Annotated in this window: 26 protein-coding genes, 2 tRNA genes and 3 pseudogenes; 12 read left to right on the top strand and 19 right to left on the bottom strand. The window is 54.6% G+C overall.

Features of this window, described 5'->3' with window-relative positions:
- Positions 1 to 41 precede the first annotated feature (41 nt).
- The 3 genes from phnX to ACMXYJ_RS12300 all read left to right on the top strand — a co-directional run bounded on the left by phnX (position 42) and on the right by ACMXYJ_RS12300 (position 2,180).
- Complete coding sequence (phnX, locus tag ACMXYJ_RS12310; RefSeq protein WP_415760013.1) at positions 42 to 869, top strand: phosphonoacetaldehyde hydrolase; 828 nt, start codon at positions 42 to 44, stop codon at positions 867 to 869.
- Positions 870 to 1,191: 322 nt separating this feature from the next.
- On the top strand, positions 1,192 to 1,704 hold the full coding sequence (locus tag ACMXYJ_RS12305) for an AAA family ATPase (protein WP_415760012.1): 513 nt from the start codon (positions 1,192 to 1,194) through the stop codon (positions 1,702 to 1,704).
- Positions 1,705 to 1,895: 191 nt separating this feature from the next.
- On the top strand, positions 1,896 to 2,180 hold the full coding sequence (locus ACMXYJ_RS12300) for a hypothetical protein (RefSeq protein ID WP_415760011.1): 285 nt from the start codon (positions 1,896 to 1,898) through the stop codon (positions 2,178 to 2,180).
- Positions 2,181 to 2,403: 223 nt separating this feature from the next.
- Here ACMXYJ_RS12300 and ACMXYJ_RS12295 read toward each other — a convergent pair whose 3' ends face one another.
- From ACMXYJ_RS12295 to ACMXYJ_RS12270, 6 genes and pseudogenes are all read right to left on the bottom strand, one after another.
- On the bottom strand, positions 2,404 to 2,949 hold the full coding sequence (locus tag ACMXYJ_RS12295; protein WP_415760010.1) for a hypothetical protein: 546 nt from the start codon (positions 2,947 to 2,949) through the stop codon (positions 2,404 to 2,406).
- Positions 2,950 to 3,054: 105 nt separating this feature from the next.
- Positions 3,055 to 3,270: a hypothetical protein gene (locus ACMXYJ_RS12290; RefSeq protein WP_033053546.1), complete on the bottom strand. Its 216-nt coding sequence runs from the start codon at positions 3,268 to 3,270 to the stop codon at positions 3,055 to 3,057.
- 219 nt (positions 3,271 to 3,489) lie between these two features.
- A pseudogene (locus ACMXYJ_RS12285) lies at positions 3,490 to 3,702 on the bottom strand (hypothetical protein); the annotation flags it as partial.
- Between the two features lie 36 nt (positions 3,703 to 3,738).
- Positions 3,739 to 3,813: transfer RNA gene (locus ACMXYJ_RS12280), tRNA-Gln, on the bottom strand.
- Positions 3,814 to 3,995: 182 nt separating this feature from the next.
- Complete coding sequence (locus tag ACMXYJ_RS12275; RefSeq protein ID WP_415760717.1) at positions 3,996 to 4,199, bottom strand: hypothetical protein; 204 nt, start codon at positions 4,197 to 4,199, stop codon at positions 3,996 to 3,998.
- Between the two features lie 305 nt (positions 4,200 to 4,504).
- Complete coding sequence (locus ACMXYJ_RS12270; protein ID WP_415760009.1) at positions 4,505 to 5,137, bottom strand: trimeric intracellular cation channel family protein; 633 nt, start codon at positions 5,135 to 5,137, stop codon at positions 4,505 to 4,507.
- A 519-nt stretch (positions 5,138 to 5,656) separates the two neighbouring features.
- On the opposite strand from ACMXYJ_RS12270, the gene ACMXYJ_RS12265 reads away from it, so the two are divergent.
- Positions 5,657 to 5,842, top strand: coding sequence for a ribbon-helix-helix protein, CopG family (locus tag ACMXYJ_RS12265; protein ID WP_123597261.1), 186 nt, complete (start codon positions 5,657 to 5,659; stop codon positions 5,840 to 5,842).
- On the opposite strand, the gene ACMXYJ_RS12260 is transcribed toward ACMXYJ_RS12265, so the two are convergent.
- Both ACMXYJ_RS12260 and ACMXYJ_RS12255 read right to left on the bottom strand, forming a co-directional pair.
- Positions 5,803 to 6,099, bottom strand: coding sequence for an STAS domain-containing protein (locus ACMXYJ_RS12260; protein ID WP_415760007.1), 297 nt, complete (start codon positions 6,097 to 6,099; stop codon positions 5,803 to 5,805). The genes ACMXYJ_RS12265 and ACMXYJ_RS12260 overlap by 40 nt on opposite strands.
- 256 nt (positions 6,100 to 6,355) lie before the next feature.
- A complete protein-coding gene (locus tag ACMXYJ_RS12255) occupies positions 6,356 to 6,505 on the bottom strand; it encodes a hypothetical protein (RefSeq protein WP_415760005.1) in 150 nt (49 codons plus the stop codon).
- A 247-nt stretch (positions 6,506 to 6,752) separates the two neighbouring features.
- Between ACMXYJ_RS12255 and ACMXYJ_RS12250 the strand changes: the two genes are divergently transcribed.
- The gene (locus tag ACMXYJ_RS12250; protein ID WP_415760004.1) at positions 6,753 to 6,983 is read left to right on the top strand and encodes a hypothetical protein; all 231 of its coding nucleotides are present in this window, start codon (positions 6,753 to 6,755) and stop codon (positions 6,981 to 6,983) included.
- A gap of 213 nt (positions 6,984 to 7,196) precedes the next feature.
- On the opposite strand, the gene ACMXYJ_RS12245 is transcribed toward ACMXYJ_RS12250, so the two are convergent.
- Positions 7,197 to 7,511: a hypothetical protein gene (locus tag ACMXYJ_RS12245; RefSeq protein WP_415760003.1), complete on the bottom strand. Its 315-nt coding sequence runs from the start codon at positions 7,509 to 7,511 to the stop codon at positions 7,197 to 7,199.
- Between the two features lie 202 nt (positions 7,512 to 7,713).
- On the opposite strand from ACMXYJ_RS12245, the gene ACMXYJ_RS12240 reads away from it, so the two are divergent.
- The 3 genes from ACMXYJ_RS12240 to ACMXYJ_RS12230 all read left to right on the top strand — a co-directional run bounded on the left by ACMXYJ_RS12240 (position 7,714) and on the right by ACMXYJ_RS12230 (position 11,400).
- Positions 7,714 to 8,958 carry a malic enzyme-like NAD(P)-binding protein gene (locus ACMXYJ_RS12240; RefSeq protein ID WP_134101589.1) on the top strand — a complete coding sequence of 415 codons (1,245 nt, stop codon included), beginning with the start codon at positions 7,714 to 7,716 and terminating at the stop codon, positions 8,956 to 8,958.
- A 322-nt stretch (positions 8,959 to 9,280) separates the two neighbouring features.
- The gene (locus ACMXYJ_RS12235) at positions 9,281 to 10,042 is read left to right on the top strand and encodes a YoaK family protein (RefSeq protein ID WP_415760002.1); all 762 of its coding nucleotides are present in this window, start codon (positions 9,281 to 9,283) and stop codon (positions 10,040 to 10,042) included.
- A 344-nt stretch (positions 10,043 to 10,386) separates the two neighbouring features.
- Complete coding sequence (locus ACMXYJ_RS12230; RefSeq protein ID WP_046047633.1) at positions 10,387 to 11,400, top strand: isocitrate dehydrogenase; 1,014 nt, start codon at positions 10,387 to 10,389, stop codon at positions 11,398 to 11,400.
- Positions 11,401 to 11,687: 287 nt separating this feature from the next.
- Here the strand turns inward: ACMXYJ_RS12230 and istB are convergent, their stop codons facing one another.
- From istB to ACMXYJ_RS12210, 4 genes and pseudogenes are all read right to left on the bottom strand, one after another.
- Positions 11,688 to 12,491 carry an IS21-like element helper ATPase IstB gene (istB, locus tag ACMXYJ_RS12225; protein ID WP_415756579.1) on the bottom strand — a complete coding sequence of 268 codons (804 nt, stop codon included), beginning with the start codon at positions 12,489 to 12,491 and terminating at the stop codon, positions 11,688 to 11,690.
- Positions 12,484 to 13,983 (bottom strand): IS21 family transposase, encoded by a 1,500-nt coding sequence (gene istA, locus ACMXYJ_RS12220; protein WP_415756578.1) that lies wholly within the window; start codon positions 13,981 to 13,983, stop codon positions 12,484 to 12,486. The genes istB and istA overlap by 8 nt, the downstream gene beginning before the upstream one ends.
- A gap of 158 nt (positions 13,984 to 14,141) precedes the next feature.
- Positions 14,142 to 14,282 (bottom strand): annotated as a pseudogene (locus ACMXYJ_RS12215) (M24 family metallopeptidase); the annotation flags it as partial.
- A gap of 416 nt (positions 14,283 to 14,698) precedes the next feature.
- Positions 14,699 to 14,929, bottom strand: coding sequence for a hypothetical protein (locus ACMXYJ_RS12210; protein ID WP_045060682.1), 231 nt, complete (start codon positions 14,927 to 14,929; stop codon positions 14,699 to 14,701).
- Between the two features lie 163 nt (positions 14,930 to 15,092).
- Between ACMXYJ_RS12210 and ACMXYJ_RS12205 the strand changes: the two genes are divergently transcribed.
- The 3 genes from ACMXYJ_RS12205 to ACMXYJ_RS12195 all read left to right on the top strand — a co-directional run bounded on the left by ACMXYJ_RS12205 (position 15,093) and on the right by ACMXYJ_RS12195 (position 16,154).
- Positions 15,093 to 15,299: a hypothetical protein gene (locus ACMXYJ_RS12205; protein ID WP_415760000.1), complete on the top strand. Its 207-nt coding sequence runs from the start codon at positions 15,093 to 15,095 to the stop codon at positions 15,297 to 15,299.
- Between the two features lie 142 nt (positions 15,300 to 15,441).
- Positions 15,442 to 15,708, top strand: a complete 267-nt coding sequence (locus ACMXYJ_RS12200; RefSeq protein ID WP_415759999.1) for a hypothetical protein — start codon at positions 15,442 to 15,444, stop codon at positions 15,706 to 15,708.
- A gap of 296 nt (positions 15,709 to 16,004) precedes the next feature.
- Positions 16,005 to 16,154: an OprD family outer membrane porin gene (locus ACMXYJ_RS12195; RefSeq protein ID WP_415760716.1), complete on the top strand. Its 150-nt coding sequence runs from the start codon at positions 16,005 to 16,007 to the stop codon at positions 16,152 to 16,154.
- Between the two features lie 63 nt (positions 16,155 to 16,217).
- Here ACMXYJ_RS12195 and ACMXYJ_RS12190 read toward each other — a convergent pair whose 3' ends face one another.
- On the bottom strand, positions 16,218 to 16,907 hold the full coding sequence (locus ACMXYJ_RS12190; RefSeq protein ID WP_415759998.1) for an SGNH/GDSL hydrolase family protein: 690 nt from the start codon (positions 16,905 to 16,907) through the stop codon (positions 16,218 to 16,220).
- 114 nt (positions 16,908 to 17,021) lie between these two features.
- On the opposite strand from ACMXYJ_RS12190, the pseudogene ACMXYJ_RS12185 reads away from it, so the two are divergent.
- Positions 17,022 to 17,153 (top strand): annotated as a pseudogene (locus tag ACMXYJ_RS12185) (integrase); the annotation flags it as partial.
- Between the two features lie 78 nt (positions 17,154 to 17,231).
- Here ACMXYJ_RS12185 and ACMXYJ_RS12180 read toward each other — a convergent pair.
- The 5 genes from ACMXYJ_RS12180 to pheS all read right to left on the bottom strand — a co-directional run bounded on the left by ACMXYJ_RS12180 (position 17,232) and on the right by pheS (position 21,465).
- Positions 17,232 to 17,308 (bottom strand) — tRNA-Pro (locus ACMXYJ_RS12180).
- 89 nt (positions 17,309 to 17,397) lie between these two features.
- The gene (locus ACMXYJ_RS12175) at positions 17,398 to 17,754 is read right to left on the bottom strand and encodes a MerR family transcriptional regulator (protein WP_003179985.1); all 357 of its coding nucleotides are present in this window, start codon (positions 17,752 to 17,754) and stop codon (positions 17,398 to 17,400) included.
- Complete coding sequence (gene ihfA, locus ACMXYJ_RS12170; RefSeq protein WP_002553164.1) at positions 17,735 to 18,037, bottom strand: integration host factor subunit alpha; 303 nt, start codon at positions 18,035 to 18,037, stop codon at positions 17,735 to 17,737. The genes ACMXYJ_RS12175 and ihfA overlap by 20 nt, the downstream gene beginning before the upstream one ends.
- A 3-nt stretch (positions 18,038 to 18,040) precedes the next feature.
- The gene (gene pheT, locus ACMXYJ_RS12165; RefSeq protein WP_415759997.1) at positions 18,041 to 20,422 is read right to left on the bottom strand and encodes a phenylalanine--tRNA ligase subunit beta; all 2,382 of its coding nucleotides are present in this window, start codon (positions 20,420 to 20,422) and stop codon (positions 18,041 to 18,043) included.
- 26 nt (positions 20,423 to 20,448) lie between these two features.
- Positions 20,449 to 21,465 (bottom strand): phenylalanine--tRNA ligase subunit alpha, encoded by a 1,017-nt coding sequence (pheS, locus tag ACMXYJ_RS12160; protein WP_007905876.1) that lies wholly within the window; start codon positions 21,463 to 21,465, stop codon positions 20,449 to 20,451.
- Positions 21,466 to 21,523: the final 58 nt, after the last annotated feature.

Raw genomic sequence — 21,523 nt, 5'->3', positions numbered from 1 at the left:
GAGAGGGACGGCCGACCCCTACCCAAAAATGGAGATTCGTCATGCACTACAAACAACCCACTCATCTGCAAGCTGTTGTTCTGGACTGGGCAGGCACCGTCGTTGACTTCGGTTCTTTCGCACCGACTCAAATCTTCGTCGAAGCCTTCGCCGAGTTTGGCGTAGCGGTTTCCCTGGCAGAAGCTCGTGGACCGATGGGCATGGGCAAGTGGGATCACATCCGCACGCTGTGCAACGAGCCACAGATTGCCGCACGCTACCAGGCCGCCTTCGGTCGCCTGCCGACCGATGATGATGTCACGGCACTTTATGAGCGCTTCATGCCGCTGCAGATCGAAAAGATCGCTCTGCATTCGGCGTTGATTCCCGGTGCCCTCGATACGATCGATGCCTTGCGCGACAAGGGTCTGAAAATCGGCTCCTGCTCCGGTTATCCGGCGGTGGTCATGGAGAAAGTCGTCGAGCTGGCGCGGAAAAACGGCTACGTCGCCGACCACGTGGTGGCCACCGATGAAGTCCCCAATGGGCGCCCGCACCCGGCTCAGGCGCTGGCCAACGTGATCGCTTTGGGGATCAGTGACGTCGCCGCTTGCGTGAAAGTCGACGACACCTGGCCCGGCATTCTCGAAGGACGCAGCGCTGGCATGTGGACGGTCGCATTGACCTGCTCCGGCAACGCACTGGGCCTGACCTATGAAGAGTTCAAAGACCTATCCCTGGAGGAATTGGCCGAGGAACGTGCGCGCATCGTCAAGATGTTCGAAGGCTCTCGCCCGCACTACCTGATCGACACCATCGTCGATCTACCGGCCGTCATTGAAGACATCAATGCGCGCCTTGCACGCGGTGAAACCCCTCAGGGTTCCTGATTCTGCACGGTTTGTGTCACTGACAGTGGCCGTCCCACGGACGGTCACAACCCAAAACAACAAGAGAGTCCGAACATGAACTACGCCCACCCAGGCACTCCCGGTGCCATCGTTTCCTTCAAGTCCCGTGATTGTCAGCCAGTGAAGAAAATCCACCGAAACACGCCCCAAGGCGCTTCCACAAAGGTTGGTTGCGAGCAATTGTCTCGTCCTGAATAAGGTTTACACCTTCTGGGGTGGCGCGGTCGACCCATCCCTCAGCCTTTAACTGGCCCTCCAAAACCTGCACAATCGGCGGCTTTTTTCGCGACAGGAAGTCCCCATGCAACGGATTGTAATTCTGGGCAATGCCGGTAGCGGCAAGTCCACCCTCGCCCGCGTCCTTGGCAAGCGACTGAGTCTGCCCGTGGTGCACCTGGACACGCTGTTCTGGGAGCCCGGTTGGGTCGAACCCGGTGCTGAGCAGTTCCGCGCACGGGTCCGCGAAGCGGTCGCACCGGATGCCTGGATTTGTGAAGGCAACTATGCGCGGCGAACCTTCGACCTTCGCCTGCCCCGTACCGACCTGATCATCTGGCTCGATACGCCGCGGCTCACCTGTTTCACCCGGGTGATCATGCGCAGCGTAATGAACCGCCCTCGCCCTGACCTTGCAGCAGGCTGCACAGAGAAACTCGACCGGACGTTCCTGACCTTTCTGAACTTCGTGTGGAATTTCGATCGTGGCTATCGCGCAGGTATCGAGGCGGTGCGCCTGGCCATAGGCCCGCAAATTTCTACGGTGCACTTGCGCGGTAGCCGGCAGATTGCCGCATTTCTCGATAGCTTGCCCTAGGCCCAGCAAGGGTTTTGAGAGAAACCCCTCGGGTTCGCGAAGAAGTCCGTATGTCGCATAAAGAAGAGTCAGGTTTCGATGTGGCTTTTTTACGACTACCGTTATCCGTCAGCACTACCTCAGCATCCATGGACAAGCAGATAGCGGCACGAGTGCTTACGAATACATGCTCCCCACTTCGAGGATCAGACATGCATCCATCCTTTCTGCAGCGCATCGAGGAGCTCGGCGCCCTGCTCGTCCACTCCAACGCAACACGCATCGATTTCTTCCGGCGCACTAATCGACAGAAGTCGCGCCGCGGTGTTCGCTTCCAGGTGGTGACCATGAAGCTCGGCATCTTCCAGGTCGTCGAGCGATACACAGGCAAGACTTGGGCCTACCGTTTCAACTACCGCGAGGCCATGGATTTCGCCATCCAACTCGAGGAAAAATCCAACCGCCGGAAGGGCGTTGCGCGGTCTTCGGCGAGCTAATGCCACATCCGCGAGACGCGGTGATCGCCGATTCTGACTGCCGAACTGTTTCTAAAACGTTTTCACACGGCCTGGGGTGTAAACAGCCAGTCGTGACGCGCTACTTTCACCCCTTCGGTAATGAACGAGCGATCAAGCGTCCAGGAATGGCGCGCCATGGTGAAACAAAGCGAACCGGCGGCCGTTGCACAGCTGGAACATCACAGATCTCCGCCGCGCCTGGTTACTTAGTCTTTGCGCTTTTGATGTCGCTTATGATTTGCTGCGCAATAGCCTCTACCTGCTCTTGAGTCATAGCTGACATAACCCCCTCCCAAGCAGATGAAGAGGTGTCATATGTCCGGGTCCCGATCAAGCGTCCAGACTTCAGATCCGAGTAATCTGCACTTGAGTTAATCCAAGCGTTGCCGACCATCACGCCAGCAACATAGCGCGCACCGGGTGTCAGGTATCGGAAATTCGTAACGTTGATCTTGATGCCCACACCCTCTTTCTCTGCGGGGTTCGCTACATGCGACTCAGTGAGGCGGTATCCAGCGAGGGCAGCTTCATTTTTCAGGGCTTCATTCCATTCTTGCCTCAGGCGAATCCAGTCATCGTTCTGCTGGACCTTGCCGTTACCCTGAATATTCACCACCAAGTTCGTCTTGGCGGACTCTTCAATCGTCAGCGCTTCAGTGCCGCCGCTTTTTACGGAGGCCGCACAGCCGCTCAGCAGAGAAACGGCAACGGCGCATGAAAGGGAGATAAAAAACCTGGTGTTTTTCATTGAATGTCCATATCCAAAAAGGTGTGCATGCACACATAAAGTCAAAGGGTATGCCTCTTACTCATTCTGGCCACTTCAGGCCTGTCAATGAGTCCATGGCGGTCTTCAATGAAGAGTCACAACCCTGCGGCTTTCGCCAATCCTGATCCGGTCCAGCGCCCTGTTTAGAGAATCCAGGGCGTCAAGGAGGGCTTTCGCCTCGATCTCTCGACCATCTCCCCAAAGGCGTTCAGCCATTCTGTTCAGGGCTTGGATCGCGTGCTCAATTTCATTAGCAGTAGCCGTCGCTGCTACTTTACTTTCCGGCTTTTTCTTCGGCATTCGGTAACCCTTCTGCAGGGCATTGCTCTGTCTTTCAATTTTTAGCGTGAATACATCGCTGAGGCTCGGTGAAGCTGTTGCCGTCGTCCGAGCCCAGGACCAGGCGCGCCCTTCTCGCCCATACATCCTTGCTAACGACGCAAAATTTATCATCATTGAATCGCCGTTTCGACTGCATTGTCCTCAACTCTGTCGCCGGGCCTGCGAACGACTGGCGCTTCACCCGAAATGGCAAAGTCGAAAGTTACAGGGTTCCGCGTTGCAAACGCTCGCGAGACGAATGATGTCGCGGTCGCTCGAGAGTGGGCGGTTCACGATCAGGCTCTTCGACACAGAACCTCTGCGCCATACCAATCAGGTGAGAAGAAAACGGAAGGATTCTGACAACGGCCAGACGTTGACGGTGGTGCATCCGAGCACGCTTTCGAGCATGCCGGCTGAGTTATACCCGAATGAGTATAAGGAAAATGGCAGGGGCGGCTGGATTCGAACCAACGCATGGCAGGATCAAAACCTGCTGCCTTACCGCTTGGCGACGCCCCTGTATCTGTTGCTACGAGTGCCCAGCACTCTATTCCTGATTCTGCAGCTTGCGAGCAACATCAAGATGCTGCGTCCTTACGCTAAAAGCCCTGTAAGGGCCTCTCCAAGGTGCGCGGAAATTTATCAACTTTCACTGCGTCTGGGAAGATAAAAAACAAAAAAAATCGCCTCAAAACAGTCACTTACTGTTGATCCAGGTTGGATCCAATCCTCTGCGGGACTTTTGAGTTTCCCAGCAGCACCACGAAGGTGCTTGGCGAGACGCGGATACCTACCCGGCCAGGGCCCCACACCGAGATCATCGCTTCCAGTATTTCGAGAGAAAAACGGACGCGATTTTCCAGACTCCCACCATAAGCATCAGTGCATTTGTTGGTTCCATCCAGAAGGAAGGTGTCAACGAGACAACCATTGGCAGGTGTTGGGGTTAGTCAGCAAGGCTACCTACCGCACGAGGCGCTTGTATATGACGGCGTGCGCACTCGAATTCGAAGCCGGTGATCTGGGGGCCTGCCAGATAATGTCGAGTAAACGTGCAGGCAGCTTTTTAGCCCTTTCCTTGACGCGTAATCATCTAATGGCGAAGGAAAAAAAAGGCTGCAGGAGCAGCCTCAAGGATGGGGGGGCAGAGATGACTGAGCATCACTCATGTTTTCTTATAGAGCGTAGCTTTGTCGGCCAGGCAACAAGATCAATCGACTACATGGAACTTGGGTAGCATCCATTTCCAACGAATGGCGGCAATACGGCTGACAAAAACGAACGCAATGGCGATTGCAGACGCTACTTCAAGAGAAATCTGCAAATCCAACAGCGTGATGTAGGCGACGGCACCCAAAATACTGATGGATGCATAAACCTCACGTTTAAACACCAACGGTATTTCGTTACACAACACATCACGCATCACACCCCCAGCGACTGCGGTAGCTACACCCATGATCACTGCGATGCTGGGAGGGAGGTTTTGCTGAAGAGCCATATCTGTTCCTCTGACCGTAAATACAGCCAATCCAAATGCATCGGCTACCAACAACACCCTCTCGTTGAAGGTTTTCAAGGTCCTCGCCCAAATCATGGTTCCTAGCGAAGCACTAACCCCTACCAAAAAGCCATTCTCATTGGAAACCCACTCGATCGGATAATGTGCCATCAGTACGTCACGCAAGGCACCGCCGCCTAAAGCGGTGACTAAACTGATGGTGATTACACCGAACCAGTCCAACGATTTTCGCCCTGCCATCAAGGTGCCGGTCACTGCGAAGGCTGCAACGCCTGACAACTCACAGTAATAAATCACCCAGCCAGCGTGGTAAGCCTTCATCTACGGAACCAGCCTGTACTGCAAATGGGAGAAGTTCTTGAAATGAAGCGCCCTCAAAGACACACATTAAGGTCTAATAACATTATCATAGTATGATAATAAAAGCACAACAGAGGCGCGCGATGAATACAGGGCAAAAAAAAACACAGCCGCGTAGCGTCTGAGGGTTATCCACTTGGAAAAACTACTGTCGAATCAAGCGTGGGGGTCGAAACGGTAGGTGACCTGGCAATGGCGTATAGCCAGGGCGCGCGCAGCCCTGCTTGGCGATCTGTTTAGACGCCTAGCCAAGATCAATGCGGGAGATATTCAGGTCAACACCAGCGAATCAGCCGCATTCATCGATACGGTCGCTCACATTGCCGACACCTTTGGTGGAATCCCGGTGTTCTCAGGCGAACCGCACGGGATGGCATCACGGTCAATCTAGTTAACTGTAACGAACCTAATCGGTGACAAATAAATCCCCGACCATTACAATTTGATTAACATCGACCGTTTTAGGGTACTGGCAATTCCATGGAAAATAAGACTGCACGATTAACTGTGCTCATTGATCCCATCAAGAAAAAAGCGCTTGAAGAGCTGTGCGCGTCTCAGGATCTGACGCCCTCTCAGGTCGTTCGTCAGCTTATTCGGGACTATCTGGAGACGCATGGCGTGTCCTACGCCACCAAAAGCAAAACTGCGGCCAATGGTAAGTGATTCATCTGCGCATGAGCGGGCACGACGAATGCCTGCTCATCGCTCCTTCTACGTAAGCCCGTGATATCCATGAACGGCACCCGCTTCAGACGAGTAATCAACGTCCCGGGATCGCTGTGCGTCTGAGCCAAAACGCGCTCAAAGGTTTCTGCTGCGCCAAAGAAGAGTGGCCCCTCAACGGTGTAAACCAAAACACCAGGTGGAAGATGTACACGCCCATTCATGTGCAACTCTGCCTCCAGCTCTTTTTCGACCATTAACTGCACCCCACAGGTGCAGCCATCCGACGCATAAACTGCAGGATCGCAACGTCCGATTTTGGGGCTCGTTTGACCATGCGTTTGGGATGCTTCAGTTCGCTCATGTTGTAAGCGACCACGAATAAGACCGCAGCCAACGCGCACGGCGGGATCCGAAGCCAGAGGTGCCGGGAAGAAGATCAACGTGACGGCGTGCGCAAACCCGCAATGGGGCTGTTGCCACCGTTGCGATCGCGAACGCAGGACCAATCAATTAAATGATCTGCAGCAGCGTTATTTCAGGAAGGCCAATTTTGGGCAGTCCTTGAGGAATCCCGCCGAAAAGCGAAACCAATAAGCCACCAACAATTGCCGTGGAGATTCCTTGCTCCGGCTTGACGCCCGAGGCGATGGCAAATGCCATGGCCAAGGTAGCGCCACGACGCCGACGATGCCCCCCGAGACGATATTTCGAAGCCAATGCTCGCGCCCTTACAAGCCCGCTTTCCAAGCTTCTCGTATGACAATCATGACTAGCCTCGCGCTGGTGGCATGTGCATACTATTCACACATAGTGATAATAGTAAGGCAATTGGCCTAGCCTCATACGACACCAGCGACACTGTAGATACAGTGTCGAGAGCGCATAAACATATGCCCGGAGATCCCGAATGAAACGCGAAGACGTCAAAACCAAACACGGTGAAGGCATGCACTTCGACACGCATGTGATAGCCAACCCGGCCAATACACAGGAGTGGATCATTCTTTTCAAAAAGGAAGCAGGGAGAAGCTATTTCCTGGTCAATGACAACGAGGAAATCGAGTCATTTGGACACCTCGATGAACTGATCCGCGAGCTTCGAGAGCTGGGTATCAAGTCCGCCGAAGTTCATTTCTGATTGTTCTACTTAGAGAGTTTGACCCTGTCAGTAAAGGTTGAGTATCTGTCCGGTCAGAGTGAAGCGCTTTGGTCTGTTTGTTTCGGTAGCCGCTGCATCCAATTTCGGACTGAGCAGGGAGCAAAGGACTATGCCGCCACACTCAAAGAAAGAATCGACGCACCCCATGCCTTCCCGCGAACTCACCACGCCTCTCACAGTCAAGACCACTGATCAATGCAGACCCAGGTCATTTCCTTCCATTGGACAGGCTCGACGTTTGGCTAACAGGAACAGAACACCAAACACCTTGAAGATGGACCGCATCAAAAAAAAGCTCAGAACAACACCTGAACAGTTGCCTGTTGCTTGATGGCCGGCTGAACCTCTCTCAGCGCCTTTGTCATGGCCTGCTCCCCTTCCGCTCCCCGCTATTTTGATCACCGCGTTCATTTGAGCCACGCCCATAACTTCAGCGTCTTGACGCTGGGGATATTCGAGCGCACAAAAAAATGGCCACACGAGGTGGCCTAAGACGGGTTCAAGCATAGGAGGATCTCTATTGACCAACAGATACAGGCCCGCCCTGAAGTCTCAGGGCCAATAGAGGGTAGATCCGCTGGCTGATAAACCCCTTCATCAGCAGCGTTCAGCCGGCAATTTGATCCTGGTCTGTGGGTCAGGACCTCGTTGTCTAGCATTATAATAGTGTTAACATGCAGTTGTAATCAATGTCTAATCAGGTGATCGTATGACTACCGACTTCAAGAAGGCTGCACTGGATTACCACGAATTCCCAACCCCAGGAAAAATCAGCATCGCGCTGACCAAGCCCGCCGACACAGCCGCCCAACTCGCACTGGCCTACAGCCCAGGCGTAGCGGAGCCCGTACGCGAAATTGCGAAGAATCCAGAGAATGCTTACCGCTTCACCGGTAAAGGAAATCTGGTGGCCGTGATCACCAACGGCACGGCCATTCTGGGCCTCGGTAATCTAGGCCCCTTGGCCAGCAAGCCGGTCATGGAAGGCAAAGCATTGCTGTTCAAGCGTTTCGCCGGAATTGATTCGATCGATATCGAAGTCAATGCCGAGAGCTCCCAGGCCTTTATCGAGACCGTCGTGCGCATTGCCGACACCTTTGGCGGCATCAACCTGGAAGACATCAAAGCGCCTGAGTGCTTTGAAATCGAAGAGGCACTGATCGAACAGTGCAGCATCCCAGTCTTCCATGACGACCAACACGGTACGGCCATCGTCACTGCCGCCGGCATGCTCAATGCACTTGAGATTCAGGGCAAAACCCTGGGGAATGCCAGAATTGTTTGCCTCGGCGCCGGTGCAGCTGCCACTGCCTGCATGCGCCTGCTGCTGAGTCTCGGCGCTCAAAAAAGCAACCTATACATGGTCGATCGTGTCGGTGTTATCCACTCCGCTCGGGAAGGCCTCAATCAATACAAAGCACAGTTCGTTAACGACGGTGGCCCTCGTACGCTGATGGAAGCCATGACCGGTGCAGACGTGTTTGTCGGCCTGTCTGGAGCCAATCTCCTCCCGGCAGAAGCATTGGCAGCGATGGCACCGAACCCGATCGTGTTTGCCTGCTCGAACCCGGACCCTGAAATCAGCTACGAGCTGGCCATGGCCACACGTGATGACCTGATCATGGCGACCGGTCGCTCTGATTACCCAAACCAGGTCAATAACGTTCTGGGCTTTCCGTTCATTTTCCGCGGGACGCTGGATGTTCGCGCAACCCGGATCAACGAAGCGATGAAAATTGCGGCGGTGGAAGCGCTGCGCCAATTGGCCAAAGAGCCGACGCCTGTGGAAGTGCTGCAAGCGTTCAACGTCGATAAGCTTGAGTTTGGGCGCGATTACATCCTACCCAAAGCGCTCGATGCTCGTCTGCTCGGTGCAATAGCCGGCGCAGTGGCCAAGGCCGCTATCGACACCGGCGTTGCGAAGCTGCATTACCCGGCGCACTACCCGCTCTAAGCTGACGTCAATCATGCTGATGTGTCGCAGCTGCACAACCTATTACACGGTTGGCAGCTGTCGCACTTGGGATTATCCGGCCGCTGCACCGTCTGAAAAATCGGCAGTCCGCCATTTGCAAAATCATCCACTTTTGGCTGATCACTGAAGCCTCATCTGCTGCTCCAGCAGGCGATCCTGTTCACCGACCAGTAGAAACAACAGCCAACGGCTTCAACACTCAACGAGCAGACCCGTCTAAATCGCGAGAACCTGGTGATATCAGATATGCATAATCGGTTGGCTTTTTTGCTCCTCATATCCTTGAGACAAGGGTGAATAAATGCCGATCAAATATGTCAGGAGCCTCACCGGGCGAAGGCGTACCACCGCCGCAAACCGACATCTTGGGTTTGCCTTGGCCTTCGTCGCGGGAGCAATCAACGCTGGCGGTTTCCTGGCAGTGCATCAGTACACCTCACACATGACGGGCATCGTCTCTTCGATGGCAGACAACAGTGTGCTGGGAGCCTACGACCTGGTGCTTAGTGGCGCCGGCGCATTGTTGTCTTTTCTGGTTGGGGCTGCGTGCTCTGCGGTCATGGTCAATTACTCCCGACGCAGACGGATGCACAGTGAGTTTGCAGTTCCACTTTTGGTCGAGGCCTTTCTGCTTATCTGCTTTGGCTTTCTGGGTGCTCAACTATCCACAGTGGATGGTTTGTTCGTGTCAGTCACCGTGATGCTCCTGTGCTTCATCATGGGGCTACAAAACGCGGTGATCACCAAAATTTCAAAAGCCGAAATCCGAACGACACACATCACCGGCATCATCACGGACATCGGAATTGAGTTGGGAAAACTCTTTTACTGGAATGCCGCCAGCACATCGACACACCCAAAAGTTCTCGCCAATCGGACCCGGCTCAAAATACTGATACTGCTGGCGCTGAATTTTTTCTTCGGCGGCGTGATGGGGGCATTTGGGTTCAAGCACATTGGTTACATCTCAACGGTACCGCTCGCGATGGTACTGGTGACGCTGGCAATCGTGCCTGCCGTTGATGACGTCAGGCTTTTTGTCCGCCGCGTCATGCGAAAGTGAGCCGATGGCTTTTGCTGAGCGCGCCCACCGCATAACATTAACATTGTATGTTAATGTTATGCGCATATTCGGTGGAGCAGTGACAGCACGCTTGATCCGGTAGCTCGCCCCGTAACAGCAGCATCCTTGAGTAGTTCTGTGCGGCGAGAGATCTGACACCCGTCTCAGGACGCCCGTCATTTGATCCGCGATAACCTGCGCAGTCACGGCGCGGAGGATGAAACACAGCACACTGGCGCGGTGAAAGCCGTCAGTCAGTCAATGCCTATCAGCAGACTCGTGACACCAGTCTCAATGACCCAATCAATACAGCAGGGTGACAAAGCTCTGTTAAGGAAGAGACCATGAGCAGAACAATCGCAATCATCAAGGGCGACGGCATCGGCCCCGAGATCATGCAAGCGACGCTACGCGTACTCGACGCCCTTGACTGCAATCTTCGCTACGACTTCGTTGAGGCCGGCCTGGAGGCGTTGCAGCAACATGGACAGCTGATGCCACCCGCCTCTATCGATACGATCGCCAAACATGGCATCGCACTTAAAGGCCCTCTGACGACACCGATTGGCCGCGGGTTCTCATCGATCAACGTTCACCTTCGCCGCCATTTCGATCTCTACGCCAATGTCCGACCAGCGATCAGTTTCCCAGGGACCCGTTCGCGCTTCGAAGATATCGACATCATCACAGTGCGCGAAAATACCGAGGGGGCTTACTTACCCGAAGGACAGAGTATTTCAGAAGACGGCGAAGTCGCTTTGGCGAGCATTCGCGTAACACGCACAGCCTCCGAACGCATCGTGCGATACGCGTTCGAGCTGGCTCGTAGCAAAGGCCGCAAGAAAGTTACCGCGGTGCACAAGGCCAATATCATCAAGTCTTGCTCCGGTTTGTTTCTTGAGGTTGCGCGCGAGGTCGCTGCGGACTATCCGGAAATCGAATTCCACGAAATGATCGTCGATAACGCCTGCATGCAGTTGGTAATGAATCCCCATCAATTCGATGTCATTGTCACCACCAACCTGTTTGGTGACATCCTTTCAGACTTGTGCGCAGGCCTGGTGGGTGGATTGGGCTTGGCGCCCGGGTCTAACATCGGCGCCGATGCGGCCATCTTCGAAGCGGTCCACGGTTCGGCACCGGACATCGCTGGCAAGAACATCGCGAACCCTTGTGCATTGTTGTTGGCTGCCGCGGACATGCTTGATTATCTGGGCATGGTGGACAAAGGGACACGCATTCGTACCGCTATCCGCGTTGTTTTGAAAACCGCCTGCGATCAGGTAACACCGGATATGGGGGGAACCGGAACGACTGAGTCCTTCGCTGACGCCTTGGTGGCCTACTTGCGCGACTAGATAGACGTAATCGCCAGCTCAGTCAGAGCTGGCGTTTTATATCGTGCGCCACGCCTACCGACCTTCCTTGATTGAAGCGAAATCAAAATACCCAAGAGGATAGATCTTTACCCATCAGTGTCGGCGCTGATTGAAAACTGACCCACCCTGCCGATTGAAAATTGACCCAGGGCGGATTGCTGATTTTTGCATCAGCAATTGTGGATAAGCTTAGCAGTCGTGTCCCGGTGGAAGAGGCATTAAGCCCCACCGCATGTGGGCATGCGGCAGGGTATTTTCGGTGCTGATCAGAATAGCTCATCGTCCTCGATACCATCTTCGTCCTTGCGCTTTCGTTCACGTGATTTGATCTTTGTCTGCGCGGCCAGAGTGCTGTGTTGCAGGCGGTAGGACTCGTTGCCCGTTTCGACGATGTGGCAGTGGTGTGTCAGCCGATCCAGCAACGCTGTGGTCATCTTGGCGTCACCAAATACACTCGACCATTCCGAGAAGCTGAGGTTGGTGGTGATCACCACGCTGGTGTGCTCGTATAGCTTGGATAGCAAGTGAAATAACAGGGCACCACCGCTCTGACTGAAGGGCAAATACCCCAGTTCATCGAGTATCACCAGGTCTGTTCGTAACAGCCCTTGAGCTATGCGGCCCGTCTTGCCGTCGTACTTTTCGCGCTCCAGCAGATTGACCAGATCCACCGTGGAGTAGAAGCGCACGCGTTTGTGATGCGTCGTGATCCCGGACACGGCTAAGGCGGTGGCGAGGTGTGTTTTGCCTGTACCAGGCCCGCCGATGAACACGACATTCTGCGCGGTATCGGTGAATTCCAGGCTGGACAAATCCCTGACCAGGCGGGCGTCTGCGCTGGAAGCGCTGAAGTCGAAACCGGCCAAATCACGATGCATGGGGAGTTTGGCCATGTTCATCTGGTGGTTCACTGAGCGCACCGCTCGATCCGCATGTTCTTGTTGGAGAAGATGCTCAAGCAGCCATTTCGACGAGGTCGTTGAGGCTTCGCCTTGCGAGGCCAGTTCTTCCCAGGCGCTGGCCATGCCATGCAGACGCAGTTCTTTGAGTTCCGCCTTAAGATCACGCATTGCGAGTCTCCTCATCGGTGGTACGGAGCCGGTCGTAGCGTGCCGTATTGGCGACAGGCGCTATCTTGAGTTGCAGGCTGGTTTCGGCGGACGGAGGGGCTGCTGTCGATGTCAGTCGAGCCAGGACATTCAGGATGTGGTCAGCACTCAAGCTGCCTGATTCCAGTACCAACTCCACAGCCACCAATACGGCGTCGAGCCCGGCGATGGGAACAGCCGCCAGTACCTGCGTCATGACTCGATCACCATTGGTGTGCCGCCTCAGACCGCGTTTTAGCAGTTGCAACGGCTTCGGCAGATCGGCAAACGGAGCGCCATTGCGCAGCGCACCGGGCTTGCGTTCGATGAGCGGGATGTAATGCTGCCAGTCAAAACTGACCTGATCTCGATCAAACAGGCGCTCGTGACTGGCAATCATCGTTTCATCGGCGATGACCACCACCCGCGTGGGATACAAACGGCTGCTGACCCACTGACCGACCCGCTCACACGGCACCGAGTAGCGATTTCGCGCCACGCTGATCAGGCATGTGCTGGAGACCCGTACGGTGCGCTCGACGTAGCCATCAAAGGCAGTCGGCATCGGCATCAATTCGGCGCGTTCCAGCGCCAGGACGTCCGCCACTGTCAGCCCGTTGTACTGCGGGTGCACCAGTTCGTCCCAGAGCGCACGGCAGCGTTGGCCGAGCCAGGCATTCAATTCCTCGAAGGTGTGGAACATGCAGTTTTGAGCATCGAGCCAGATGCGCCGTCGGCTGTCTTGGACGTTCTTTTCAACGATGCCTTTTTCCCAGCCGGAGGCCACGTTGCAGAAGTCCGGATCGAATAGGTAGTGCGCACACATGACCGCAAACCGGGCATTGACCGTGCGGCCTTTACCCTTGTTGACCTTGTCGACAGCCGTTTTCATGTTGTCGTAGATGCCACGACGCGGCACCCCACCTAACGCGCCAAAAGAGCGGGTATGGGCATCGAACAACATCTCGTGGCCTTGGCTGGGATACGCAACCAACCAAAATGCGCGACTGGCGCACAGCTTCATATGGGAGACCTGGATGCGTCGGAACAGGCCGCCGATCAGCAGACCTTCTTCGCTCCAGTCGAATTGAAAGGCCTCGCCGAGTGCAAAGGTCAGCGGCACAAAGGCCCGTAAAGACTTGCCTTGCTGGCCGCGCCACGTGCGTATGAAGGCGGTGAGCTGGCTGTAGCCGCCGTCGTACCCCTCGGCCTTGATCTGTTCGAAGAGTGCTTTGGCACTTCTGCGGTTGTGCTTTGCCCGAAACGAATCGGCCTTGAGCGCCTGCTCAAGCGTCTCGTGAAATGGACTGAGTTTGTTGAAGGTTGCGCACCGTTGGTACGCCGGCTGAGTGGCTTCGGGTGCTCTGACCCATTTTCGAATGGTGTTTCTCGACAGCCCGGTACGCTTGGCTATCTGATGCAGCGAGAGCTTGTCGCGGAAGTACATCCGCCGGATTTTTCCCAACATTTCCATGCTGATCACCCTGTGTTCTCCTGCTCGAAAAGTGAGCAGAAGCAATTGAACACCTGGGTCAGTTTTCAGTCGGCAGAACAGCCTTTACTGGGTCAGTTTTCGGTCAGCGGCAACACCCACTGGGCCGAGAGCGAAAGGTCCTTGGTGATCACCGTTCAGCCATCACCATGCGTTCGTACATCGTGCTTTCCAGCATTGAGCATTGGCTCAATAGTGAAAATCATTCCCGGTTTCAAATTCAGACCTTCACCAGGGTTTCCATAATGAAGGACCTGCGGCTCATCGTGGTAAACCATGCCCGACATCACCGAGCGTGGCACCAGGACCTTCGACTCCAGATACCGAATGAACGGGCATTCATTTGTCGAATAGATTCGACATAAGCTCAAAGATTTTTACTTATAACTCGTCGACTCATGCATCACCCTCAAGCAGGGAATCTTGTTATTTTTGTTATGTTTCAATCTTTAGAATAAAACGAGGGCAACACATTTAATTACTTACTACAGTTTCTGTCACCGGTTGCCGGCACTGCATACGGGTATATATGTGGAGCTTCTATACGCTCTTTGAGCTTTGCCGCGTAGTCCTTTGCACCCTGCTCATTGCGGAACTGAATTCGCCGGGCACCTACATACACGGACCATAGATCTTCACTCTGACTAGACAGATGTTCGACCCTGACAGACATGGCAGCACTCCAAGGAAAAAGAATTCAAAAATGAATTTCAGCTACCTTGATGCCGATTTCACGAAGCTCATGAATCAAATCATCAAGGTGTCGGAAGGGTTCAATTTCTTCGTTGTCATTGACCAGGAAAAAGCTTCTTCCTGCTTCCTTTTTAAAGAAGGCGATCCACTCCTGAGTGTTGGCCGGATTGGCAATCAAATGGGTGTCAAACTGAATGCCTTCAGCGTGTTTGATTTTTACGTCCTCACGTTTCATGCAGCTCTCCAAGCGCTCACATCTTTCTGGTCTCATGCGCGATGTTGCCTCCCGGCAGTTGAGCAAAAGACGCCGCTCCTGCCTGAGGCAAGGTCGAGCAGATTGCCTTCCTATTATCACTGCATGATAATATTATGCACATATGAACCCTCGGAGGCTAGTCATGAGCAGAACCACCGAACCCCTTGAGGTACGCCGGCCCGAGCGCCCCCGCCCCAATGCTTTGTCTTTGAAAGCGGGTAAGCATCAAGTGATAAAAGGCTCTGACGGCCAGATCGAGAACAAAACCGAATCCAAAAAACTCTCACGATCAGCAATGAGCTATCAGTTCCACCCCTTGGAGGTAATTGCCTGTACGGGTTCAAAGTGACTTACTTCTCCGTGATGATGACACCTTGAAGTGCACATATGACGTCATGTTCAAAGACATGAGATGAGTCCTCGCCGCAACGGATCGCCTTTGCTTTTGATTTACCGCGTACGGTTTCTGAATTTTAAGGACGAAAGTCATCATGCGAAAAACAGAAATTAAGATGTGTGTCCCGCTCAATGCACCAACACTGGAGCCCGGGCAGCGATTGTTGGTTTGCCTTGAGCAATGCGTCGTCGTCCAGCAGCGAGAAACAAAAATCTATCAGGTTGTTTTTGACTGCAAAGCACCTAAAACAACACGAATTCTTTGGACAGAGGACGAGTGGATTTTCATCGGCAGGCACAAGCAAAATGCTGAAAAAGATCCTTCGCTGGCTACATTTGTATCAGCACTAAAAACTGAATAGAGGGTTTCCGTGGTGAATGCCCATGACCCAGTAGCGATGGAGACCAGTCAGTTCTCAAGCGGGAAGAAGCTGCCCTCCGGCCGGCCAGCGCACTGGGCTCGAGAAAGCCATCAAATGCGGGGGTGTAAAGCCGTATGGATATCGTGCAGTTTCCACCCGGATCCAGTGGTTTTGTGTGGGGTGGGGGAAGTAGGGGTAACCGTGAAAAAGCCCGACGCTGGAGCTCTCAGGGCTTTTTCCCTCATCGCCCGGCAATGAGGGTATATCGGGTTTAAGGCAAAGGATCGAACTTCAAGCTGCTGGCTCTCTCGCGAAACGTTCAGCAAGGACCGCTGAAAGATCTGAGCATTGCTCTGCGGCACGCCTCACTGCGCAGCGAAGTGTCCACGCAACGGGACATCGACAATTACAGAGTGATCATCAGTTACCCGCTGAACATTCTGTAAAAGCCGACAGGTTTCCAGGCGAAAAAAAAACCCGTCGAATCGGGTTTTTCATCTATGTTCAGGTCAATTTGGTGAGGCACCACTCAAATTTTCAATCAATGACGGGATTACCACTGCGCGATATCCATCAGCATTCGGGTGCAATCCGTCCGCAACATACTGATTAAACAGGTCGGGATTTGATTTCAAGACCGCCTCCCACCTTGGATAATTGTCGATCAGACGAAGCCCCCTGGCTTTTGCGACATCCCGGTACATTTGGAAGTAATCCCTTAACTTCGGTCTCTGCACTGCAGAGCCTCCAATCACTGGATTCGTCACCATTAAAATGATCTCCGTCGATGACTTGGCAGCCTTGATCCGGTCAATCATTAACTCGAGGTTTTTCCGCGCTTGTTCGACGGTGGTTTTGTGGGGAAGGAAAGCGTCGTTGATCGCGAATTCGATAAACACCGTATCCGGGCTTTTGGAGATAACTCGACTTTCGAGATTTTCAACACCCCATCCCGACCACATCGAACCCTTGCCACTATTTATAACCGTGGCACGTCCTGGGTAACGCTGATTCAGATCATCCCCAAGCTGCTGCACCCACGCGCCAGAGGCCGTCAAGCTCGTACCATAAGCTACGACGGTCTGCGCCTTACCAGCATCAAGGTTTGAATAGAGATCGCTTTCCTGACCAGCAAAGCTGGCCGCGCTTAACGAAAGAAACATTCCAGCAAACAGAGCCTTCGCCCACAAACCATTCATTCAACTGTCCCGGTCTTTTCACAGGTGGCAAGGATGAACCTGTGAGCTTGAGGCGTCCACAGGTGGCATTGGGCCTCACCCCGTAAGGTGCGGGCGAAGATGTCTCCGTCATTGTCGGGAAAGGATGGGCAGAAAATTGCTGGCCATGCGAGCGAGGACATGACCAAAAACTACCAACGGGACCACGAGGAAATCGTCTGGTCCGAGGCAGTTCCGGACCTGAATATCAGCGAAATCACCGGTTAGTTTTGCGCGGGTTTTGCGCAGACACAAAAAAGCCGATCTATCTGATCGGCTTAAGTGCCTGATTTTCTTCAGTAAATATGGTCGGGACGGAGTGATTCGAACACTCGACCCCTAGCACCCCATGCTAGTGCGCTACCGGACTGCGCTACGCCCCGACTAGGCGTGAAACCCGTTCCTCTTCTCGAAGAACGTTCAAGAATATATCGCAAGCTTTTGAAAACTGGAAGTATTTAAAAGCAGGAAATTATTTCTTGAGCACAACCAGAACATCTTCCAATTCAGCGATCATCTGCCGAATCATTTGCTTGTATTGAGTGGTGTCGTCTTTGGCTTCATCGCCGGACAAACGCAGGCGTGCGCCGCCGATGGTGAACCCCTGATCGTAAAGAAGCGCGCGGATTTGCCGGATCATCAGCACGTCTTGTCGCTGATAATACCGGCGGTTTCCGCGGCGTTTGACGGGGTTGAGTTGAGGAAACTCCTGCTCCCAGTAGCGCAGCACGTGTGGTTTTACCGCACACAGCTCGCTGACTTCACCAATGGTGAAGTAGCGTTTGCCAGGGATGACGGGTAGCTCGTCGTTATGACTTGGTTCCAGCATAAGCCTCAACTCGGGCCTTCAACTTCTGCCCTGGACGAAAGGTGACCACACGGCGAGCCGTGATCGGGATTTCTTCACCCGTTTTCGGATTGCGGCCAGGCCGCTGGCGTTTGTCCCGAAGGTCGAAATTGCCGAAACCGGACAATTTGACTTGTTCGTTGTCTTCAAGAGCGTGCCTGATTTCCTCAAAAAACAGTTCGACCAATTCCTTGGCCTCCCGTTTATTCAGGCCCAGCTCTTCATACAGACGTTCCGCCATCTCAGCTTTCGTCAGAGCCCCCATACGTCACTTCCTTAACGTGGCGTTCAACCTTTGTTCGAGCGAGGTGAGGATGTTTTGCGTCGTGGTATTCACCTCATCGTCATTAAGAGTGCGCGATGGATGCTGCCAGGTCAAGCCGACGGCAAGGCTTTTTCTATCAGGATCAATGCCTTTACCCTGATACACGTCAAATAGCCTTAGGTCTGTCAGCCATTCGCCTGCATTTTCACGGATTACGTCCAGTACAGCACTGGCTGAGACGTCTTTTTCGGCGATTAGTGCAAGATCACGACGTACCTCAGGAAAGCGCGATAACTCCTGGAATTTAGGCATTTTGCCCAACGCCACTTCGGCCAAAGCCAGCTCGAATACGAAGACCGGACGGTCGAGACCGAGAGTTTTCGACAATTCAGGGTGGATAGCACCGACGAAACCGACCAAGCGACCTTCACGTTCGATGCGCGCGGTTTGACCCGGGTGCAACGCAGGGTGTTTGCCCGGTACAAAAGTGAACGAATCCAGTGCACCTGCAAAGCCCAGCACTGCTTCTACGTCGGCTTTGACATCGAAGAAGTCCACGACATCGCGACCTTGTGCCCAGCCTTCCGGCAGGCGGCTACCGCAAACAACTCCCGCCAGCATCGGCTCTTGCTTCAGGCCTTCCAGCTGACCGACAAAACGCAAGCCGCTTTCGAACAAACGAACGCGATCCTGTTGACGGTTCAGGTTGTGCTGAAGCGCCTTGACCAGGCCTGGCCACAAAGACGAACGCATGGCGGCCATGTCGTTCGAAATCGGGTTGGCCAACAACAGCGGTTCGACACCTGGATTAAACAGCTCAAACTGTTTCGGATCGATGAAGCTGTAGGTAATCGCTTCTTGATAACCACGAGCCACCAGTAGACGACGCAGCTCAGGCAGATCGCTACGCGCTTCAGCCTTGGCCTGCGGCGCCAGACGAGCTTGCGGGTAGCGAACCGGCAGACGGTTGTAACCATACAGACGAGCCAGCTCTTCGATCAGATCGACTTCCAGACTGATGTCGAAGCGATGGCTTGGAACTTCAACGCGCCACTGCCCTGCCCCATCGGCAGAAATCTTCAGACCCAAGCCGCTGAGCAGTCGCTCGACTTCGGCCGGGTCCATTCCCATACCCAGCATCTGAGTGATGCGTTGCGCACGCAGAGTCACTGGCGCAATCGACGGCAGGTGCTGCTCGCTGACGGTTTCGATGATCGGGCCAGCTTCGCCGCCAGTGATTTCCAGCAGCAGGCCGGTGGCGCGCTCCATGGCTTCACGAGCCAGTTGCCAGTCCACGCCACGCTCGTAGCGGTGCGAGGCATCGGTGTGCAGACCATAGGAGCGGGCCTTGCCAGCGACAGCAATCTGGTCGAAGAACGCGCTTTCCAGAAACACGTCGCGAGTCGTCGCGGTGTTGACGCCGCTGTGCTCACCGCCCATCACGCCGGCGATGGCCAGAGCGCGGGTGTGGTCAGCAATCACCAGCGTATCGCTACGCAGGCTGACTTCCTGACCGTCGAGCAATACCAGTTTCTCGCCTTCTTCAGCCATGCGCACGCGGATGCCGCCATTGATTTCGGCGAGATCGAACGCATGCAGCGGTTGACCCAGTTCCAGCATCACGTAGTTGGTGATGTCGACGGCAGCATCGATGCTGCGCACGTCACCACGACGCAGGCGCTCGACCATCCACAGCGGAGTTGGTTTGGACAAGTCAACGTTACGGATCACACGACCCAGGTAACGCGGGCAAGCGGCTGGCGCCAGCACTTCGATCGAACGCACTTCGTCGTGCACGGCTGGCACGACAGCAACCACCGGACGGGTGACGACAGCGTCGTAAAGCGCGCCGACTTCACGGGCCAGACCGGCCAAGGACAGGCAGTCGCCGCGGTTCGGGGTCAGGTCGACCTCGATGCTGGCGTCGTCCAGGCTCAGGTACTCACGAATGTCCTGACCGACCGGCGCATCGGCCGGCAATTCCATCAGCCCATCGTTGTTTTCGCCGACTTGCAGTTCGACTTGCGAGCACAACATGCCGTTGGACTCAACGCCACGCAGCTTGGCTTTCTTGATTTTGAAATCGCCTGGCAGTTCGGCACCGATCATGGCGAACGGGATCTTCAGGCCCGGACGCACGTTAGGCGCACCGCAAACGACCTGAAAGGTCTCCGAGCCATTGCTGACCTGGCAAACACGCAACTTGTCAGCGTCCGGGTGCTGTTCGGTGCTCAGCACCTCGCCCACCACCACACCGGTGAATTCGCCGGCGGCCAGCGTAACGCTATCGACCTCAAGACCGGCCATCGACAGACGAGCAACCAGCTCGTCACGACTTACCTGCGGGCTTACCCAGCCACGCAGCCATTGTTCACTGAATTTCATCCTGCTCTCCTAAGAATTCGTTACGACTAGCGAAATTGCGCGAGGAACCGCAAGTCGTTGTCGAAGAACAGACGCAAGTCGTTCACGCCGTAACGCAGCATGGCCAGACGTTCAACGCCCATGCCGAAGGCAAAGCCCGAAAACTCTTCCGGGTCGATCCCGGACATGCGCAGCACATTCGGGTGAACCATGCCGCAGCCCATCACTTCCAGCCAGCCAGTCTGTTTGCAGACACGGCAGCCCTTACCGCTGCACATCACGCATTCCATGTCGACTTCAGCAGACGGCTCGGTGAACGGGAAGTACGAAGGGCGGAAACGCACGGCCAGTTCTTTTTCGAAGAACACGCGCAGGAACTCTTCGATGGTCCCTTTCAGGTCGGCGAAGTTGATATCGCGGTCGACCAACAGGCCTTCGACCTGGTGGAACATCGGGGAGTGGGTGATATCGGAGTCGCTACGGTACACACGGCCTGGGCAGACGATGCGGATCGGCGGCTGTTTCGATTCCATGGTGCGGACCTGTACCGGCGAGGTATGGGTGCGCAGCAACATGTTGGCATTGAAATAGAAGGTGTCATGCATCGACCGGGCCGGGTGATGGCCTGGGATGTTGAGCGCTTCGAAGTTGTGATAGTCGTCTTCGACCTCAGGGCCTTCGGCAATGCCGTAGCCGATGTGAGTGAAGAACTGCTCGATACGTTCCAGAGTGCGAGTAACCGGATGCAGACCACCCGAGGTCTGACCGCGGCCAGGCAGGGTCACGTCAATGGACTCGGCGGACAGTTTGGCGGCCAGGTCGGCCTCTTCAAACAGTGCCTTGCGCGCATTGAGAACCTCTGTGACACGCTCCTTGGCAACGTTGATCAGGGCGCCGACTTGCGGACGCTCTTCTGCCGGCAAATTCCCCAGGGTCTTCATCACCTGAGTCAATTCGCCCTTTTTGCCAAGGTAGTGAACCCGGATTTGCTCCAGGGCATTGATATCTTCAGCGCTTTGCACAGCCTCTAGAGCTTGAGAGACGAGCGCATCCAGGTTTTCCATGTACAGACTCCAGATACAAAATAGGGGAAGAGCTTGAAGGCTCTTCCCCTATTTATGA

The sequence above is a fragment of the Pseudomonas arabinosi genome (genome assembly GCF_047758675.1).
GTDB classification, from domain to species: domain Bacteria; phylum Pseudomonadota; class Gammaproteobacteria; order Pseudomonadales; family Pseudomonadaceae; genus Aquipseudomonas; species Aquipseudomonas arabinosi.
The sequence above is the reverse complement of the archived record's forward strand: the minus strand, read 5'-3'. Positions and strand labels throughout refer to the sequence as shown.

What these genes read in the sequence shown, in the direction of transcription:
- ACMXYJ_RS12265 (WP_123597261.1), top strand. Translation starts at nt 5,657, where the DNA reads ATGGAAAATAAGACTGCACGATTAACTGTGCTCATTGATCCCATCAAG.
- ACMXYJ_RS12200 (WP_415759999.1), top strand. Translation starts at nt 15,442, where the DNA reads ATGCGAAAAACAGAAATTAAGATGTGTGTCCCGCTCAATGCACCAACA.
- ACMXYJ_RS12295 (WP_415760010.1), bottom strand. Translation starts at nt 2,949, where the DNA reads ATGAAAAACACCAGGTTTTTTATCTCCCTTTCATGCGCCGTTGCCGTT.
- ACMXYJ_RS12240 (WP_134101589.1), top strand. Translation starts at nt 7,714, where the DNA reads ATGACTACCGACTTCAAGAAGGCTGCACTGGATTACCACGAATTCCCA.
- ACMXYJ_RS12250 (WP_415760004.1), top strand. Translation starts at nt 6,753, where the DNA reads ATGAAACGCGAAGACGTCAAAACCAAACACGGTGAAGGCATGCACTTC.
- ihfA (WP_002553164.1), bottom strand. Translation starts at nt 18,037, where the DNA reads ATGGGGGCTCTGACGAAAGCTGAGATGGCGGAACGTCTGTATGAAGAG.
- ACMXYJ_RS12300 (WP_415760011.1), top strand. Translation starts at nt 1,896, where the DNA reads ATGCATCCATCCTTTCTGCAGCGCATCGAGGAGCTCGGCGCCCTGCTC.
- ACMXYJ_RS12290 (WP_033053546.1), bottom strand. Translation starts at nt 3,270, where the DNA reads ATGCCGAAGAAAAAGCCGGAAAGTAAAGTAGCAGCGACGGCTACTGCT.
- ACMXYJ_RS12175 (WP_003179985.1), bottom strand. Translation starts at nt 17,754, where the DNA reads ATGCTGGAACCAAGTCATAACGACGAGCTACCCGTCATCCCTGGCAAA.
- ACMXYJ_RS12260 (WP_415760007.1), bottom strand. Translation starts at nt 6,099, where the DNA reads ATGGTCGAAAAAGAGCTGGAGGCAGAGTTGCACATGAATGGGCGTGTA.
- ACMXYJ_RS12205 (WP_415760000.1), top strand. Translation starts at nt 15,093, where the DNA reads ATGAGCAGAACCACCGAACCCCTTGAGGTACGCCGGCCCGAGCGCCCC.
- istB (WP_415756579.1), bottom strand. Translation starts at nt 12,491, where the DNA reads ATGCGTGATCTTAAGGCGGAACTCAAAGAACTGCGTCTGCATGGCATG.
- pheT (WP_415759997.1), bottom strand. Translation starts at nt 20,422, where the DNA reads ATGAAATTCAGTGAACAATGGCTGCGTGGCTGGGTAAGCCCGCAGGTA.
- ACMXYJ_RS12230 (WP_046047633.1), top strand. Translation starts at nt 10,387, where the DNA reads ATGAGCAGAACAATCGCAATCATCAAGGGCGACGGCATCGGCCCCGAG.
- istA (WP_415756578.1), bottom strand. Translation starts at nt 13,983, where the DNA reads ATGGAAATGTTGGGAAAAATCCGGCGGATGTACTTCCGCGACAAGCTC.
- pheS (WP_007905876.1), bottom strand. Translation starts at nt 21,465, where the DNA reads ATGGAAAACCTGGATGCGCTCGTCTCTCAAGCTCTAGAGGCTGTGCAA.
- phnX (WP_415760013.1), top strand. Translation starts at nt 42, where the DNA reads ATGCACTACAAACAACCCACTCATCTGCAAGCTGTTGTTCTGGACTGG.
- ACMXYJ_RS12270 (WP_415760009.1), bottom strand. Translation starts at nt 5,137, where the DNA reads ATGAAGGCTTACCACGCTGGCTGGGTGATTTATTACTGTGAGTTGTCA.
- ACMXYJ_RS12245 (WP_415760003.1), bottom strand. Translation starts at nt 7,511, where the DNA reads ATGCTTGAACCCGTCTTAGGCCACCTCGTGTGGCCATTTTTTTGTGCG.
- ACMXYJ_RS12190 (WP_415759998.1), bottom strand. Translation starts at nt 16,907, where the DNA reads ATGAATGGTTTGTGGGCGAAGGCTCTGTTTGCTGGAATGTTTCTTTCG.
- ACMXYJ_RS12305 (WP_415760012.1), top strand. Translation starts at nt 1,192, where the DNA reads ATGCAACGGATTGTAATTCTGGGCAATGCCGGTAGCGGCAAGTCCACC.
- ACMXYJ_RS12210 (WP_045060682.1), bottom strand. Translation starts at nt 14,929, where the DNA reads ATGAAACGTGAGGACGTAAAAATCAAACACGCTGAAGGCATTCAGTTT.
- ACMXYJ_RS12255 (WP_415760005.1), bottom strand. Translation starts at nt 6,505, where the DNA reads ATGGCATTTGCCATCGCCTCGGGCGTCAAGCCGGAGCAAGGAATCTCC.
- ACMXYJ_RS12235 (WP_415760002.1), top strand. Translation starts at nt 9,281, where the DNA reads ATGCCGATCAAATATGTCAGGAGCCTCACCGGGCGAAGGCGTACCACC.